This is a genomic window from Sulfolobales archaeon (genome assembly GCA_038881635.1).
Classification (GTDB): Archaea; Thermoproteota; Thermoprotei_A; order Sulfolobales; family AG1; genus WYEN01.
This window is the reverse complement of sequence record JAVZPJ010000004.1, coordinates 118,013-133,396: the sequence shown is the minus strand read 5'-3', so window position 1 is coordinate 133,396 and position 15,384 is coordinate 118,013. Positions and strand designations below refer to the sequence as shown.

20 protein-coding genes and 1 tRNA gene are annotated in these 15,384 nt (G+C 39.4%); 3 read left to right on the top strand and 18 right to left on the bottom strand.

From position 1 onward, the window contains the following. Positions 1–5: 5 nt before the first annotated feature. From QXS89_04330 to QXS89_04320, 3 genes are all read right to left on the bottom strand, one after another. Positions 6–785 carry a flavodoxin family protein gene (locus QXS89_04330; GenBank protein ID MEM3831401.1) on the bottom strand — a complete coding sequence of 260 codons (780 nt, stop codon included), beginning with the start codon at positions 783–785 and terminating at the stop codon, positions 6–8. 57 nt (positions 786–842) lie between these two features. Further along, positions 843–1,631, bottom strand: coding sequence for a hypothetical protein (locus QXS89_04325; GenBank protein ID MEM3831400.1), 789 nt, complete (start codon positions 1,629–1,631; stop codon positions 843–845). A 79-nt stretch (positions 1,632–1,710) separates the two neighbouring features. Next, positions 1,711–1,845 (bottom strand) — tRNA-Trp (locus tag QXS89_04320). Positions 1,846–2,314: 469 nt separating this feature from the next. Here QXS89_04320 and amrB point away from each other — a divergent pair. Together amrB and QXS89_04310 are read left to right on the top strand one after the other, a co-directional pair. Further along, positions 2,315–3,166 carry an AmmeMemoRadiSam system protein B gene (amrB, locus tag QXS89_04315; protein ID MEM3831399.1) on the top strand — a complete coding sequence of 284 codons (852 nt, stop codon included), beginning with the start codon at positions 2,315–2,317 and terminating at the stop codon, positions 3,164–3,166. A 17-nt stretch (positions 3,167–3,183) separates the two neighbouring features. Beyond that, positions 3,184–3,981, top strand: coding sequence for a hypothetical protein (locus QXS89_04310; GenBank protein ID MEM3831398.1), 798 nt, complete (start codon positions 3,184–3,186; stop codon positions 3,979–3,981). On the opposite strand, the gene QXS89_04305 is transcribed toward QXS89_04310, so the two are convergent. Next, on the bottom strand, positions 3,959–5,056 hold the full coding sequence (locus QXS89_04305) for a DegT/DnrJ/EryC1/StrS family aminotransferase (GenBank protein ID MEM3831397.1): 1,098 nt from the start codon (positions 5,054–5,056) through the stop codon (positions 3,959–3,961). The genes QXS89_04310 and QXS89_04305 overlap by 23 nt on opposite strands. 75 nt (positions 5,057–5,131) lie before the next feature. On the opposite strand from QXS89_04305, the gene QXS89_04300 reads away from it, so the two are divergent. Continuing rightward, a complete protein-coding gene (locus QXS89_04300) occupies positions 5,132–5,965 on the top strand; it encodes an inositol monophosphatase (GenBank protein ID MEM3831396.1) in 834 nt (277 codons plus the stop codon). A gap of 218 nt (positions 5,966–6,183) precedes the next feature. On the opposite strand, the gene rpl12p is transcribed toward QXS89_04300, so the two are convergent. From rpl12p to QXS89_04230, 14 genes are all read right to left on the bottom strand, one after another. After that, the gene (gene rpl12p / locus QXS89_04295; GenBank protein ID MEM3831395.1) at positions 6,184–6,522 is read right to left on the bottom strand and encodes a 50S ribosomal protein P1; all 339 of its coding nucleotides are present in this window, start codon (positions 6,520–6,522) and stop codon (positions 6,184–6,186) included. 202 nt (positions 6,523–6,724) lie between these two features. Continuing rightward, on the bottom strand, positions 6,725–8,236 hold the full coding sequence (locus QXS89_04290) for an ATP-binding protein (protein MEM3831394.1): 1,512 nt from the start codon (positions 8,234–8,236) through the stop codon (positions 6,725–6,727). Between the two features lie 160 nt (positions 8,237–8,396). Beyond that, positions 8,397–9,407, bottom strand: a complete 1,011-nt coding sequence (locus QXS89_04285; protein MEM3831393.1) for a DHHA1 domain-containing protein — start codon at positions 9,405–9,407, stop codon at positions 8,397–8,399. Positions 9,408–9,575: 168 nt separating this feature from the next. Then, complete coding sequence (gene speB, locus QXS89_04280) at positions 9,576–10,484, bottom strand: agmatinase (GenBank protein MEM3831392.1); 909 nt, start codon at positions 10,482–10,484, stop codon at positions 9,576–9,578. Between the two features lie 14 nt (positions 10,485–10,498). Then, positions 10,499–10,951, bottom strand: coding sequence for an uL15 family ribosomal protein (locus QXS89_04275; GenBank protein MEM3831391.1), 453 nt, complete (start codon positions 10,949–10,951; stop codon positions 10,499–10,501). Next, the gene (locus tag QXS89_04270) at positions 10,952–11,431 is read right to left on the bottom strand and encodes a 50S ribosomal protein L30 (GenBank protein MEM3831390.1); all 480 of its coding nucleotides are present in this window, start codon (positions 11,429–11,431) and stop codon (positions 10,952–10,954) included. A gap of 3 nt (positions 11,432–11,434) precedes the next feature. After that, entirely contained in the window at positions 11,435–12,082 is a 648-nt protein-coding gene (locus QXS89_04265; protein ID MEM3831389.1) for a 30S ribosomal protein S5, read from the bottom strand. Continuing rightward, complete coding sequence (locus tag QXS89_04260; GenBank protein ID MEM3831388.1) at positions 12,075–12,698, bottom strand: 50S ribosomal protein L18; 624 nt, start codon at positions 12,696–12,698, stop codon at positions 12,075–12,077. Before QXS89_04260 ends, QXS89_04265 begins: the two co-directional genes overlap by 8 nt. A gap of 5 nt (positions 12,699–12,703) precedes the next feature. Next, entirely contained in the window at positions 12,704–13,159 is a 456-nt protein-coding gene (locus QXS89_04255) for a 50S ribosomal protein L19e (GenBank protein MEM3831387.1), read from the bottom strand. 1 nt (position 13,160) lies between these two features. Further along, positions 13,161–13,583 (bottom strand): 50S ribosomal protein L32e, encoded by a 423-nt coding sequence (locus QXS89_04250; GenBank protein ID MEM3831386.1) that lies wholly within the window; start codon positions 13,581–13,583, stop codon positions 13,161–13,163. Beyond that, positions 13,580–14,143: a 50S ribosomal protein L6 gene (locus tag QXS89_04245; GenBank protein ID MEM3831385.1), complete on the bottom strand. Its 564-nt coding sequence runs from the start codon at positions 14,141–14,143 to the stop codon at positions 13,580–13,582. The genes QXS89_04250 and QXS89_04245 overlap by 4 nt, the downstream gene beginning before the upstream one ends. Before the next feature lie 11 nt (positions 14,144–14,154). Next, entirely contained in the window at positions 14,155–14,547 is a 393-nt protein-coding gene (locus tag QXS89_04240) for a 30S ribosomal protein S8 (GenBank protein MEM3831384.1), read from the bottom strand. Between the two features lie 20 nt (positions 14,548–14,567). After that, positions 14,568–14,732, bottom strand: coding sequence for a 30S ribosomal protein S14 (locus tag QXS89_04235; protein MEM3831383.1), 165 nt, complete (start codon positions 14,730–14,732; stop codon positions 14,568–14,570). A gap of 12 nt (positions 14,733–14,744) precedes the next feature. Beyond that, positions 14,745–15,380, bottom strand: a complete 636-nt coding sequence (locus QXS89_04230) for a 50S ribosomal protein L5 (GenBank protein ID MEM3831382.1) — start codon at positions 15,378–15,380, stop codon at positions 14,745–14,747. Positions 15,381–15,384: the final 4 nt, after the last annotated feature.

Below are 15,384 nucleotides of genomic sequence, written 5' to 3'. Positions count from 1 at the left end.
AACTTCTATCTCTTTATTTCTCTGGCTTGAAGAGTTTTCAAGTACATCTCTTTGATCATGTTGATCCTAGACGCGATCTTATTTCTCTCACTAGATTCTATTCTTCTGCTGATCTCTAGAGCTTCTCTTCTGATCATCTCTCTAAAATCTTTTGAAGCATCATACCAGAGAGCCTTATCTCCATTGGTTTTTACAAGGATTCTGATCATCATAGCAGTAGACCTAGCTAGATTTCCCAGATCTAGTAAAAACTTCTCGTCTTTAAGAGGGTCATCTTCACCTGTATAGTATGCGAGAGCCCAAGGAGGTATTATCATACCCATGCTATTTGCTATAGCCATTAGATTCTGTATCACTGCTATAGATCCAACATCATTACCTATGACAACTGCTCCGAAGACCTTACCCTCAAGCCTGCTCCTACCCTCTGTGAATATAGAGTTCTCCATCACTGTAAGACGATCTATCAGATTCTTGAGAGGTCCTGGAATATTATACCAGTATATTGGAGAAACTATTATAAGACCATGACTCTTGTCGAGATACTCATATATAGATCTCGCATCATCATTAATAACACATGGGAATCTGCAGAGTTCTACATTATCAGACACACACCCCATACATGGCTCGATTCTCATTTCATATGTATTGAAAGTTCTCACCTCAAAATCCTCTCCTCTGAGAAGTTCTGCTAATAACTCTGAAATCTTCCTACTACTTCCATAGGATCTAGGTGATGAATAGATTATTGAAATCCTTAGCTTCTCAAGTCTTTCAGCCAACACAAACACCCATTCAAATACGATCTTCTAGAGATTTCCTTAAGATATCTTAGAAATCTATCTTAAAAGTATTATGAGATCCAATACTAATATCATTAGTATGAGAATCACAGCTATATATCTTAAGTCGGTCACCACCCTTACGATCCTCTTCAGAGACGCTCTCACTCTCCACCTACCCACACCCGCTACTCTTCCAATCTCTCTAGCTCCACGTCTCATAGCTTCAGAATGTTTTTTCAAAACCTTTTCTAAAGCTATGGATAAGGTTACATCTCCTGAGACTTTAAATGATTCTCTATAGACTTCTGAACCGCCTTTGAGAAGTCTGAGTTTGTAGGATCCTGTTGGCATCTCTATAAGATTTCTAGATGATGAAATAGTAAAACTCTCATAATACCCTCCTAATCCTGAGATCTCTAGGTGGAGTTTCTCTCTCTTATCTATACCTGGTTTGAATACTATCTCAACTCTATGCATAGAAGGTTTCTCCAGCTTACTACTATAAGAAAAGCCGGTTATAGATCTGGTTCTCAGATAATCTTCGATCTCTGAGAGTATCTTCAGAAGAATCTCATAAACCCTTAGCTTAATCTCATAAGCATATGCTGTCTCGTATAGAAATCTCTCATATGATCTAAGAAGATCTTCTATAGAGCTATTAAGTACGTCCACCGAGCAGAGACCTGAAGGATTCTGACATAACTTCCAAAGCTTTTCACGAAACCGAATCAGCCATTCTCTAACATTACCTTCACCAGCTTCATCACTTAACACAGCTATATACCTATTCACAATCCTTGAAACCACATGATGAACATCCACTCTACCAGTATCAGAGTTCATTCCCATGCCAGAATTCTATTATTCTATGCAAGAAAAAATTTAAAAAGATCCTCATATTAGGAGCCTCTTCCTCCTACTGTGGTGGGCCCGGAGGGATTTGAACCCCCGACCTGCGGGTCTCTCCAGCTCCAGTCCCACATCATCCCTCATCTAGAGGTCTTAAGACCCGCAGAGGACTGGAGCCCGCCGCTCTGCCTTGCTGAGCTACGGGCCCACTATAGGGCATCTACTCTCAATATTATTATTAAGAGTTCAGCTCTTATATTATTATACGTCGATTGATCTCATTGTTCTATCTCTATCCTCCTGAATTAATCTCCTACCTATGTCTCTCGAGGGTGTTCAAAGAAGTGTTGAAACTCTACGTCTATTTCTATCTCTAGTCTGACCTCCTCCCCATCCTGAAGTACGAAGCTCTCATGAGGTGAGGAAGGTTGTCATGATTTTAGCTGAAATAGCTGAAACATGCAATGCAAAAATCTTAGAGAGATACTCTCGCACTACTATCAGTAGGATGATTCTAAGAGATGATATGGATTTAATCTCATAATTTCATTTCACATGCATTGTGATTCAGCGAAGAGCGCGTTAATCATCTCTCATCTTTTGCACCCTTCATCATCTTGTGAATACTCCTACAATGTTATTATCCAGGCTTCTTATAACTTATAAGGTGTGTGGCTTTGAGGAAGAGATACCCTGCTGTAGCCGGATCTTTTTATGAGAGTTCTAGAGACAGACTTCTCAGGAGAATTGAATGGGCTTATACTCATCCGCTAGGTGTTGGAAAACTTCCCGTGGTTGCTGAAAAGAGAGATCCTAGATCAAGACTCTTCATAGCACCTCACGCCGGCTACATGTATAGTGGGCCTGTAGCCTCTCATACCTACTATAGAATCGCAGGAGGAGGAACTCCTCAGGTAGCGATCATAGCAGGACCTAATCATACTGGTATGGGATCTCTCGTAGCCACATCTCTAAACTATGTATGGGAGACACCACTAGGATCTCTTGAAGTTGATAATGAATTCGCGAAAGAGATTATCCGCGAGAGCAGCTATCTCGATGATGATATATCAGCTCATTATATGGAGCACTCTGTAGAAGTTCAACTACCATTCTTACAACATCTCTTCGGAGACTATATAAAGATAGTTCCTATTGTTATAATGCTTCAGAAACCTGATGTTGCGAAAGACCTGGCTAAGGCTATTGTTAAAGCTCATGAGAAGACTGGGAGAGATTTCATATACATAGCATCGAGTGATTGGACTCATTATGAGTCTTATGAAGAAGCATATGCTAAAGATTCTGAAGCTCTGAAATTTGTTCAAAACCTAGATCTAGAAGGATTCTATAGCTATATAGAGAGAGTAGGACACACAGCATGTGGACCGGGTCCTGTGATGATCTTTATAGAACTTGCTAGGCTTATGGGCTTTACGAGAGCTGAAGTGCTTAAATACGCTACATCAGGAGATGTGACAGGCGAAAGAGACATGGTTGTAGGATATGCTTCTGTGACTGCTGTATAGATCTTAAGGTTTTTCAGATGACAGAAGAAGATATCTTAGATCTGAGAGAAGTATATAGGATACCTATACCTATCATAGGTGTTCCAATACCTGGGAGGAACAATCCTATAGCCGTGATAAACTCTAATAATACTATCGATATATATGGAAAGATTGGTATAGGGAGAAGATGTGATCTTAGAATCGAGGGAGGTGTAAGAGTTAGAAGAGATATCATCAGAACTCTGATAAGATTTTTCGAGAGACTTTCTGAAGAGCTTGGAGTGGATATGTGTATCAGAATTTCACTCTCATACGATACGAGAGAAATCCTTTATCTACCTCTGTACATGATTATAACAACAGCCGTGACTTCTCGCATAGTTGGAGAAGTAGATCCCATAGATCTTGCTAAATCTATGATTGTCATAGACAGATCCTTAGGTTTAAACTCTTCACACGCTGAAGGAGTTAGATTCTCAATAGCTGAAAGAATGAGCATAGCTTTCAGAAGAGGTGATGAGATTATCAAGCTACCAGATCCGGGAACTCTCTCTCTTACAATGAAGTTGGTGAGACATGTGAAACTTCGTGAGATCCCTTCCACTCTTCTCGAGAACGAGATCGGAGATCTTGTAACAAAACTAGTCGGGTACACAGCTTTGAAGAGTATCCAGAGTATTAGAGAAGGAGATCTAGATAGATTTATGAGATATCTCGAGATAGAGAGAAGACTATGGACTCTTCTATATGATATGCCTAGAAGCAGATGCTACTATGTGTACGATGAGTGGGGTAGAGCAGCATGTATATCTATATCTTCTCAAAAACACTAGCTATATAATCTATATCATCCTCTGTAAGAGCTGGATGAATTGGAAGACTTAAAATCCTTCGCGAGATCTCTCTAGATACAGGACAGCACTCGCTTGAATACCCGAGTTTTCTATAGAGAGGCTGTTCATTTATAGGTGCTGGGTAGTGTATCGCTGTTTCAATACCGTTTCTAAGTAGATATTCTCTCAATGCATCTCTGGATATAGGAGGATCCTCTTTAAGAACTATTACATACTGATGATAAACATGGTAAGCCCATTCTCTCTCTACAGGAGTTTTAATCCACTCAATCTTTTTCAATCTCTCTGTAAGCATTCTAGCATTGCGTCTGCGAATGTTATTGAATAAATCTAATTTCTCAAGTTGTTTAAGAGCTATAGCTCCTTGGATTGAGGTGATTCTATAGTTTGTTCCAAGTATCTCATGATTATACTTTCCACTCTGACCCTGATCTCTGAATAATCTCATGAACCTAGCTCTTCTAGAGTCGTTAGTGGTAATTATACCACCTTCACCACTAGTTATATTCTTAGTTGCATAGAGACTGAAAATCCCTATATCTCCTAAACATCCTACAGGTCTTCCTCTGTATAAAGCTCCATGGGCTTGAGCTGCATCTTCTAGAACATAGACGTTGGAATCTCTCGCTATCTTAAGAATAGGCTCCATATCTGCTGGATGTCCAAAGAGATGGACTGGTATTATAACTCTAGTATTCCTTCTCACATTATTCTCAACACACCTAGGATCTAATGTGAGTATATCAGGATCTATATCACAGAGCACAGGTCTCGCACCGAGCATCATAGCTGCGTTAGCTGTTGCTATGAATGTGAATGCTGGAACTATAACCTCATCTCCGAAGCCTACGCCAATACTTCTCAAGGCTGTTTCAAGAGCTACGGTTCCGTTGGCTACTGCTATGCCCTCAGAACAAGCGTGCTTCTCTGCGAATCTTCTTTCAAATTCTTCTACTATTCTCCCATGTACTAAGTGTTTTGATCTTATCACCTCTTCAATAGATCTTAATTCTTCTTCTCCTATCATAGGCTCAGCAATCTTAATTCTTCTCATAATCCCTCCTTCCTACTAAAATCATAAGGAGTATAAATATCCTCCCCCTCTTAAGAGTATGTGGATGAAGAGTATATGAAGGATTCTATAGAGGATTTGTACAAGGATATATATAGGATCGCTAGAGAGGCTTCTAGAATAGCATTTGAAAGAGCTAGAGATCCTTCTGAGATCCTTGTAAAAGGCTTAAACAAATCTGGAGACGAATCTAGAGAGATAGATCTAGAGCTTGAAAGTTTTATAGTAGAAGAAATTAGAAGAATTCATCCTAAGGCTATGATTGTCACCGAGGAGAGCGGTGTTTTAGGAGATTTAAAAGAAAACATGATCTTTATAATAGATCCTCTTGATGGAAGCATAAACTATGCTACAGATACACCATATTGTTCTGTTAGCATAGCTGTAGCTATTAGATCGAGTTCTGAAAACAAGCCTGATATTGTTGCAGGAGTTGTTTCCGAGATATTTAGAGAGAGAGTTTACGGATTTGCAAGAGGATTAGGAGCTTATATAAATAATTCTCGTGTAAGGAAGAGAGAGAATCCTGAGAAGGTTGTAATATCATACTTCGAAGATCTTGATACAATAAAGTTATTCTACGATCTATGGATAGCACTTGAAAAACCCAAGATAAGATCCCTAGGATCTGCGGCATTAGATATTGTTAAAGCATCGATCGGAGACTACATGGCATTCATAGATCTAAGGCGGAGACTAAGAAACGTTGATATAGCCGCAGCATATGGCTTCGGAAGATCTATAGGAGCTTTCATAACAGATCACAAAGGTGGAGAGTTAGATCTTGATTTATCAAATGTTTCAAGGATTGGTACGATCATCGTATCCTCAAACAAAGAAGTACACAGGATTATAATAGACAAGCTGAAAAACCTTCATAGCGAGACATAGTAAGAAATAGAATTTTAACCATCCCTTCTCTCGATAGATAGCTGAGAGGCTGGATATAAAAAGCGTGAAAACTATGAACAGCTATCTATCGAGAGAAGGAAACAGAGATGAGGCGATAAAAACAACCGATACAAACCTGCGTAAGAGCTGAACCTCATTACCTACATGAAGGAGAAACTAATAAATTATAAAGCTTGTATCTGCGTATTCCTTGAAGACTATCCAAATAATGCTGAAAGTCCTTCAGCAATCTGCTCCTCAGATACCTCTTCTTTCTTCTCTTCAGCTTTTTCCTCAGCTTTCTTCTCAGACTCTTTCTGCGTAGAAGGCTGTGGAGAGGTTGAGGCTACAGGAGCAGCGACCATAGGTACTCCCATAGCTTGTTTAAGAACATCGTCTATATTGATCTGTTTTACCGCTGCAACAACTTTCTTAAGTTCTACTTCATCTACTGCTACTCCTGCAGCTTCTAGAACTTTTCTAATACTCTCTTCACTAATCTCTTTACCTGCTGAGTGAAGGAGTAGTGTTGCATATATGTACTCCGTTTCAATCACCTACTAATGATGTCTTTTTCTAGTTATATAAGCATTTCTTTCTCTTAAGATCAACAGATCAGGTCGTGCTCAAATATTCTCTTGAATGCTTCGCAACCTGTTATAGATTGTATTCTTCTCTAGATCCTTGTAGCAGATCAGTGTGAAACTGAATTGAGATCTTCTACTCTTACTGTTTTAATGGTAGCCGATAGCATATTAATCAGATCTCATTTTCATCGGGTATGTGCTGGATCACTAGATTATTAAGAGTACTTGCACTCCATCTGAGAAGCTGTTGTTCTGAAGCTCTAGCATTTGGATCTATCTTAAATCTCTTTCGAGCCCATTCAAGCGATTCTATATCTATGCGTCCTTCACCCTTGGAAAGAATCATTCTAATTAGAGAATCTATTTCTGCACTACTGAACCATCTGGTTCTTCTCACGATCTCTTCTACTATATCTTCAGAGTAGTTCTCAACACCATAGTTCTTAAGAACGTTCTCAACTATCATTCTTCTACTCTCTCTATCAGGGTATCCTAATACTATGGTCACATCTATTCTACCAGGTCTTAGCAAGGCTTGATCTATTAGTGCTGGCGTGTTTGATGTAAGAAGAACTATAGGTCTGCTAGGGTTCTGAAGATAGTTAAGAAGTATAGATATCTCGCTTATATGAACTTCGTGTATAGCCAAGGATCTTCCGACTAGAAATTCTGCATCATCTATCAGAAGAGCTATGTCTCTTCTAGATGTGATACTTCTAAGTATTCTATCAAGGATCTTTTCTGTCATTCCATACCACATAGATCTATACACTGAAGGTTTCAGATCCAATATTTTTCTACCTATGCTAGATGCCACAGCTTCTGCCAGAACACTCTTACCAACGCCTGGAGGTCCTATCAGAAGAACTCCTCTAGGTGCAAATTTATAATTCTTTTTTATAGGGTTGACAACAAGTGTTTCAATTTCTGATGCTATCTTCCTTGGGAACATAAGTAGATCCCATGTAGGCTTCCTCAGATCAAGTTTTATAACCAGGTTATCAAAACCTTCTCTAATAACAACCTCAACAGCTTCGCTCTCGCTTTTCTTAAGCCTAATCCACTTGATGGAGAAAGCTTCAGCAGGATATGAGATCTTCTCTAGACCGAGTAATTCTATTAATCTTCTCTCAAGAGCTGTAAGTTGTTCTACGAAGTTTTCGAATAGATCTATCTCTAGATCCTGAAGTCTATCACTTAGATCCTCCTCAGATATTATTGCTATCAAAGGTCTTATCCTTCCACTCTTACAACTAGCACTCTCACATATTCTACCTCCACAGACTCCTGTTATCTCTCTATACATACCGCCTTGAACATAGTATGCCGATAAGCATATTATCTCGTTGCTTAGAAAACTTTCGAAGGTTTTAAGAATCATAGGAAGATCTACATAGGCTATCTTAAGAATCGAGCTATACACAGAGATGAATATATCTCTTCTCCTATATTGTTCTCTAACTGTTAAGACTCTGATCCTTCTTAAAGTTCCCTGATCACTTTCATCCTCGTTAAGATTCTCACTAGAAAGCATGCTTAGAATACTCTCATAAATTCTATTAGCAAGATTTGTGGAGATAGAAATACTCTTGAAATCTCTACCCGTCCACAGAAGAGCTCTATACTTTCTATCAACACTACTACTTATCTCTCTCACATTGCTCGACATCTTCTCAGGACTCATCTCCAAGACCTTGAATTAACCTCCACTCAAATCTGAATTACTACCCTGAATTTATATGTTACTGAGGTTAGAATAGATCAGCAGCATAGGTGTGGAATCTGGCTACTGGAAGCATAGGATCAGTCTTTTGAGAGTGATTGAGTGTGTAGGTATTAGATATTCAATCTTTTGGATTCTTGACCAAGCTCTCTAGTATTTTAAGTGTTTTCAGGAGCAGGGGTTTTTCTAATCCTATGCTCAGAAGGATTCTATCTATAAAACTTATTCTTATTCTAGCTCCAGCAGCTTTCACATGACCTCCTCCTCCTAATGCTTTTGCTATCTCTCTTACATTATAATTCTTAGATCTGAAGCTTATAGAACCATTAGATCTGAGGACTGCAACTATCTCGGCATCATATAGAGAGAGAAGATAATGAGCTAGACTGCTCACTCCAGCTGCTGACGAGCTCTTCTTAACCACAACTACTATCTTGATCCCGTTGACATTTCTTATAATACTCTTCTTCGCATACTGATTATATTCTCTAAGCTCTCTATCAATGGTTTTCTCAACATATGCTCTACCCCATTCAATCAGATCCTCTACTCTATCTGCTTTAATCAAGATCTCCGCAATCCTATTCCTCCATTCATCTCTATCCTCGTATGATATAATCCTCATAAACCAAGGAGCTCTAGGATCTTCGAATTTCCACAGATCTATTGAACATATAACCCTCTCAAGATCTATTGTAAAAAGATCTTGAGAATTAAAGAATGCTCTTACAACACCTGTCGCGCAGGTGTTAGGATCATGATATACTTCAACTCCAGATCTTCTAAGAAGATCAAACCAAGCACCATCCCATACATGATGATCCATCCAGAAAATCTTAATATCAGATCTCTTTAAAATATTAATCTCTTGAACTATATATTCTATAGAATCTTTATTTGGAGCCAGATCCATTATAAAAATCCTTTTGATTCTACCACTAAGTTTTCTTCTAATAAAATTAATAATCCTCCCGAGATCTTCGGGATTCACATATAGCACTCTAGGATTCTCTAGATCTCCTAACCTCATAAGATTAACCAGTGCACCAACACCATCGGCGTCTCTATGAGTTATGATTATATCTTCAGCTTCTATAGTCTTTTCTCTGTCTCTCATCCTCGTGTCTATCATCAACGTAGTTTCTCTCAGCAATATATTGTATCAAAGGTTTTAAATCTCATAGAAAGAACTTAAATCATTTTAGGAACACTAGATCTATTTTATCAAGTCTTCTGAGATATAATAGCAGCATAAAAAGATTAATGTAGAGTACTAGGATCTAGATTATGAAGTTCTCATCTATTCTAATCTCTTTCTAAGAGTAAGTATCTTAGCCGAGATCTCTATGATAATTCTAGAGCCTAACATCGCTGTCACCTCCGAAGGATCGTTAAGAGGATTTAGCTCCATTAGATCGGAGCCTACAACCCTTTGATCTATGATCTCGTCTAACAAGTCTAGAAGCTCCCATGTCATAAGACCTTCAGGTTCCGGCGTTCCAACTCCTGGAGCTACTGAGGGATCTAAAGAATCAATATCTATAGACAGGTATATTCTCTTAAACCTCTCAGACCATCTTACAAATCTCTTAACAATCTCTCTAACACCCTGTCTTCTAAGAGATATAGAGCTCACATACTCGTGCCCAAGTCTTGATAGCTCGTTTAATTCCTCTCTAGATACAGCTCTAACACCTATATAGAAGATACTTCCAGGATCGAGGATCTCGGAGATCCTCTTCATAACCGAAGCATGTGAATATTTTAATCCCAGATAGTTATCTCTCAGATCTAGGTGTGCATCAAAAACCACTAAACCTAGATCACGTCTTGACAAGGCTTTAACTACTGCATAAGTTATGGTATGCTCTCCGCCGACCACTATAGGAAATCTACCCTCTTTGAAGAGTTCTCCTAAAACCTTCTCAACTCTTTCAAGAGTTTTCTCTACATCTCCATGAATCACAGCTATATCTCCTTCATCGTATACCCCATGCTCTTCTACATCGATCTGTTTTCTCATGCTGTAGAGCTCTATATTTCTAGAGGCTATACGGATAGAATCTGGTGCAAATCTAGCTCCAGGCTTGTAGCTTACAGTACTATCGAAAGGAACACCTATGAAGCTTATAGGAGTTTTATCTCTCCTCCAAGACACTCCTCCAAAAATATTAGGTCTGGGGTTTAGATAAAGCTCTTTATAGCTCATCCTAATCTCTCAGATTATCTCTCTATTCTTACTACCCCTCCAGCTTTCTGAATAGCTTCAACAGCTTTCTTGCTGGCACTAGGAGTTATAACCTCAAGAGCGTACTCGATCTTTCCTCCTCCTAATAACTTGTTGAAACCTAGCTCCCTGAGATCTATTCTGATTCTTCCTTCGCTAGTATAGGTAATCTTATTCTCTAATCTGAGTCTTTCAACGAGATCTGATAGATCTCTTAGAGAGATTTCTCTAACCTCTTCTTCATAAGAAGGATTCCTAGGTGTAAAACCTCTCTTACCATACCAATCAGGATAATACTTGACAACCCAAATCCACTTATGCTTATGAAAACCTACAGCACCCCTACCTCCTCTACTCCCCGACTTTCTATGCTGCCCGATCCTCCCCCAACCCATGGTTCGAGTTCTTCCTCTAAGCTTTCTAGATTTCCTCTTCTTCCTCACAACCATTCACATCATCCTCCTAAGCAGCTCGTTTATAGCCTTACCTCTGTAACCTAACTCTCCACCTTCTTTTATAGGCTTTTTAATACTCCCTCTAAAACCTCCCTTAGGAGGGTGTAATCTAAAAACAGGTTTTATAATTCCGCCTAGTTTGTGAAGAAGTATTCTTCCTTCATAAAGCTCTCTAGCGAGGTCTTCAACACTGTTAAGAGAGAGTCTTTCTCTAACGTACTCATCACTAATCCTCCCCCCTCCAGGTATCTCGCCTCTTCTTACGAGCAGCTCTTTAAGAGTATCAAGATCTATTTCACCCCAAGTCGTCCAATGCTGTACTTTTTCAAGCATCCCCTCAAAGCCTGGAAGTTCTCTAGGGTATAATGTTGCGTGAAACTTTCTATAAAGTCTTAAAAGTCTTAGAGTATACTCTACATCGGGATCTACATCAACTCTACCCCTGAGTCTTACTATAGCCACTAGAACCATCATCACTCACCTACTCCAGTCACTCACCGTAGTAAACCTATATGAGTTCTTAAGAGCATTATACACGGCTCTAGCAAAGTTCAGAGATGTAGAAGTCTTTCCCCTAGACCACGTCCATATATCTCTTATACCAGCATATCTGAGAACTATCTTAGCTATATCACCTGCCACAAGACCTGTACCCTTAGGAGCTGGCTTGAGAACCACTCTTACACTCCCCTCCTTTCCAGAGATCATGAAAGGTATGGAGTGAGGCTCTCCACACCTGCACTCCCAGCTTCCACAACCTCTTCTAACAGGTATTATATTAAGCTTCGCATTCTTAATAGCTTTGTCAATAGCTTCTCTAAGCTGAGAAGCTTTACCCACTCCTAATCCCACGTATCCATTCATATTTCCAACTACAACAACAACTCTGAACTTAGTCCTTCTCCCCGCATCGGTCATTTTCTGAACAATATCAATGCTTATGATCTCATGCTTGAGCTCAGGACCTATCAGATAATCTATTATCTCAGGTTCTTTAATGATCTCATTCTTCTCATATATCTCTTTCAGGGAAACTATCTTACCTTCTTTAACAAGTCTTCCGATATGTGTTCTAGGAATCCACTCACTAGTCTCCCTAGCCGTAGGCTCAGAGAATTCACTCACCAACTCTCACCTCTACACCTAACTTCTCACTGTAAGACACGATCTTATTAAAAACATCATTAAAATGATCTGGAAGCTGTCTAGGATCAAGACCTCTTCTAAGATACTCTGAGAAAAGTCTATTAAATCTCTCCACATCTTCTGAGTAGAGCTTTGAAGCATATGAAGCTAGAACCAAGCCTTTAATCCTCTCCTCAGAAGGTATCATATCCTCATCCACGGGAATCTTCAGACCAGCATCTCTAAAAGCTCTGGCAACAGCGAATACTTTAGAGCCTTTAGTAGGTCTCTTCAAACCTATATCGAGAACACAATCATTCACACCCATGAACCTAGCTCTTACTGCTGCGAGAAAACCTGTTAGATAAGATGCTGATGTATTCTTACCGCCAGCTTTCCAGCCAAAGTACTTGTAAAGCTCTCTGCTATGAGCTGCAGCAACTACTACATCTCCTAGTATAGTAGGCTTTACTATCTGAACGCTAACATATTTATTCGAGAATCTCACTACAGCTATATATCTTCCAGAGCTGACAAACCTATATCTCCTGTAATAGTTTGTCTTACCTTCTCTTCTTCTTCTTCTAGGAACCTTGTAAGAAGCATCTCTAGCCATGAACTTCACCCTCTAGATCTTATGATCCCTTCAGCCTCTAGATATTGCTTTAGCGATGCAAGACTTCTAAAATGCCCTCCCTTAGCCATTCTATAGAGTCTCCTGAAAGTCTTCGAATCTATTATCTCAGAGTTCTTAAGATACTTTAGATATCTTCTGATTTTTCTAATTCTGTTAACCCATACCTCTTCTTCATCAGCTCTTGCTCCTCTAGCACCCTTCCTACTACCCTGACCTCTCCTCCTACCTTTTCTCTTCTTCTCTTTAAGAATATTAATTCTGCCTCTGCTATTTCTATGGGGCTTTACATAGTATATGGCTCCATCCTCTATCAAAGCCTTGATCTCTTCTCTTCTGAAGGCTCTTGATATATCTTCTAATCTCTCAAGATTGAATCTGATATTATTCTCTCCCACGCCTAGGATCTCTGCAGCAAGTCTTCTTTGAATACTCAGATCCAATCTAGCCACCACCGCCTCTGTTAGCTATTCTAAACCCTCTCTCCTCAAGAAGCTTAATAAGCTCAATTCTTTTTCTCATACCAACGCTAGAGCTTATATATACAATATGCTTGGAAGGATCTAGTTTTTCAATTTCTTTCATCGAAGATACAACCACAGGTTTCAGACCTGAGGGGTGTAAACCTCTGATTTCTCTGCTACTTCTAAACCCTACCTCAACGATAGGAGGATAACCTTTAAGTCTTAACCTTAGCTTATTATCATTACCCTTAGGCTTTCTCCATGAGGGGTTATTCTTGAATTTTGGAAACTTCCACCATAGATATCTTATAAACTCAGGCTTCTTCTTCATCTTGATAAGCTTTCGTATTCTGCTTCTCTTCTTCAGAACTTCTCTAGAGCTGACACTTGTGCTAGTGCTCAACCTTCTATCACCTCCCTCTTATATATGTATATGCCGTCCATAACAACTCTCTTATCAAATCCTGTGATTCTTGCAGCTCTCTCAATATTTGCAGCGGTCTGGGAAACAGCTTCTAGATCTACTCCTTCAACGATTATATCTCTGTCTTTTATCTCTACCTTAACGCCTTCGAGTATTTTAGCTATTCTAACATCACTACCTCCCAGAATTCTTCTTATAACAACCTTGCCATCTTCTACCGAAACATTCATTGGAAAGTGTGTGAATATTATCTTAAGATAGTATCTGTATCCTCCTCTCACACCTCTCACCATATTTCTTATGCGAGAAGCTATGGTTCTTACAATAGCTTTTTCTCTAGATCTTCCCAGATAGCTTTTCACAATAATCTCATTACCACTCTTCTCAATGATAACACTTCTAGCGAAGCTGAAATCTTTTTCTATAGAACCTTTAGGACCTGAAACCTTTACCCTCCTCCCAGAGATCTCAACACTGACGTTTTCAGGGATCTCGATTCTCTCTTCAAGATAGAGAAATCTAGATGTGCTTCCACCCATTATCATCACCTTTAATACACATATGCTATAGCTATACCTCCAATTCTCGCCTCAACAGCCTCTCTATGAGACATAACACCTTTAGATGTGGAGAGAATTATAATACCTATATCTCTCGAGGGAAGGTATCTCCTGAGGTAGTGAGGCATTTTAAGAAGCTCGAGATATGTAACAGGTGTTCTAGGCTTTATAGCACCTGCATTGTTGATTCTCCCGAGAAGCTGTATCTTAAACTTACCCTGTCTCCCATCGTCTATATACTCAAATTCTCCTATATAGCCATATCTCTGCATAACTCTTAAAGTCATAGCTATAAGCTTTGACGCAGGCCATACTACTACGTTCTCATGAGCTCTTCTCTCTGCATTCACTATAGCTTTAAGAGCGTTTGCAAGAGGATCCATTAGAGTCGTAGAAGACCACCTCAACTATAGATCCTGAAACCTAGGGTTCTTGCAACCTCTCTGAAGCACTGCCTACATAGATAGAGACCATACTTCTGAATAACAGCATCTCTAGAACCACATCTTCTGCAAACCTGCACTCCTCTTCCATATCTTCTCTCTACTCTAGACTTATACTTGCCCATGGAATCAGCCTCTTATGTTTTCCTACTACTAGGTATAATATTTAGATTGAATTTAAGCGCTAGCAGAAGAATGCCCTCCTCTCTGGAGACTCTATGTCTTCTGGGAATTCTAGATCTTGCTCTAATTCTTCTAGCGATTCTATAACCTTTTCTCTCAAGAGTTATACACACATCCATACCAAATATACCTATCTCAGGATCATATCTAGCTCCTGGAAGTATGAGATGCTCTCTAATACCGATAGAGAGATTCCCATGATCATCGAAGGATTCTTCCTTAACTCTATAACCTATAGCTGAGAATAATTTCTTGAGAAATGCTTCAGCCAAGCTACCTCTTAGAGTTACCTTCACACCTATGTTCTCTCCTCTCCTCACATTAAACTCCCTAATAGTTCTTCTAGCCCTCCTAGGCACAGGTCTCGCGCCTGTTAACTCTTCGAGAAGTTTCTGAGCTTTTGAAAGTTTTTCTCCACCTTCTCCAACTCCTATGTTAACTGTGACCTTACTTATGAAAGGAACCAGCATCGGATTGCTCTTCCATCTCTCTAGAACAGTTTTAATCTTCTCTTCGCCAAGCAATCTCAACAGATCCTCGGAAACCTCTATTTTCTCCAGCTCCTCTCTAGATAATGTGATTATCTTCATAGCT

What these genes read in the sequence shown, in the direction of transcription:
- QXS89_04325 (MEM3831400.1), bottom strand. Translation starts at nt 1,631, where the DNA reads ATGAACTCTGATACTGGTAGAGTGGATGTTCATCATGTGGTTTCAAGG.
- QXS89_04310 (MEM3831398.1), top strand. Translation starts at nt 3,184, where the DNA reads ATGACAGAAGAAGATATCTTAGATCTGAGAGAAGTATATAGGATACCT.
- QXS89_04305 (MEM3831397.1), bottom strand. Translation starts at nt 5,056, where the DNA reads ATGAGAAGAATTAAGATTGCTGAGCCTATGATAGGAGAAGAAGAATTA.
- QXS89_04300 (MEM3831396.1), top strand. Translation starts at nt 5,132, where the DNA reads ATGAAGGATTCTATAGAGGATTTGTACAAGGATATATATAGGATCGCT.
- QXS89_04290 (MEM3831394.1), bottom strand. Translation starts at nt 8,236, where the DNA reads ATGAGTCCTGAGAAGATGTCGAGCAATGTGAGAGAGATAAGTAGTAGT.
- QXS89_04285 (MEM3831393.1), bottom strand. Translation starts at nt 9,407, where the DNA reads ATGATAGACACGAGGATGAGAGACAGAGAAAAGACTATAGAAGCTGAA.
- speB (MEM3831392.1), bottom strand. Translation starts at nt 10,484, where the DNA reads ATGAGCTATAAAGAGCTTTATCTAAACCCCAGACCTAATATTTTTGGA.
- QXS89_04275 (MEM3831391.1), bottom strand. Translation starts at nt 10,951, where the DNA reads ATGGTTGTGAGGAAGAAGAGGAAATCTAGAAAGCTTAGAGGAAGAACT.
- QXS89_04270 (MEM3831390.1), bottom strand. Translation starts at nt 11,431, where the DNA reads ATGATGGTTCTAGTGGCTATAGTAAGACTCAGGGGTAGAGTTGATGTA.
- QXS89_04260 (MEM3831388.1), bottom strand. Translation starts at nt 12,698, where the DNA reads ATGGCTAGAGATGCTTCTTACAAGGTTCCTAGAAGAAGAAGAAGAGAA.
- QXS89_04245 (MEM3831385.1), bottom strand. Translation starts at nt 14,143, where the DNA reads ATGGGTGGAAGCACATCTAGATTTCTCTATCTTGAAGAGAGAATCGAG.
- QXS89_04240 (MEM3831384.1), bottom strand. Translation starts at nt 14,547, where the DNA reads ATGGATCCTCTTGCAAACGCTCTTAAAGCTATAGTGAATGCAGAGAGA.
- QXS89_04235 (MEM3831383.1), bottom strand. Translation starts at nt 14,732, where the DNA reads ATGGGCAAGTATAAGTCTAGAGTAGAGAGAAGATATGGAAGAGGAGTG.
- QXS89_04230 (MEM3831382.1), bottom strand. Translation starts at nt 15,380, where the DNA reads ATGAAGATAATCACATTATCTAGAGAGGAGCTGGAGAAAATAGAGGTT.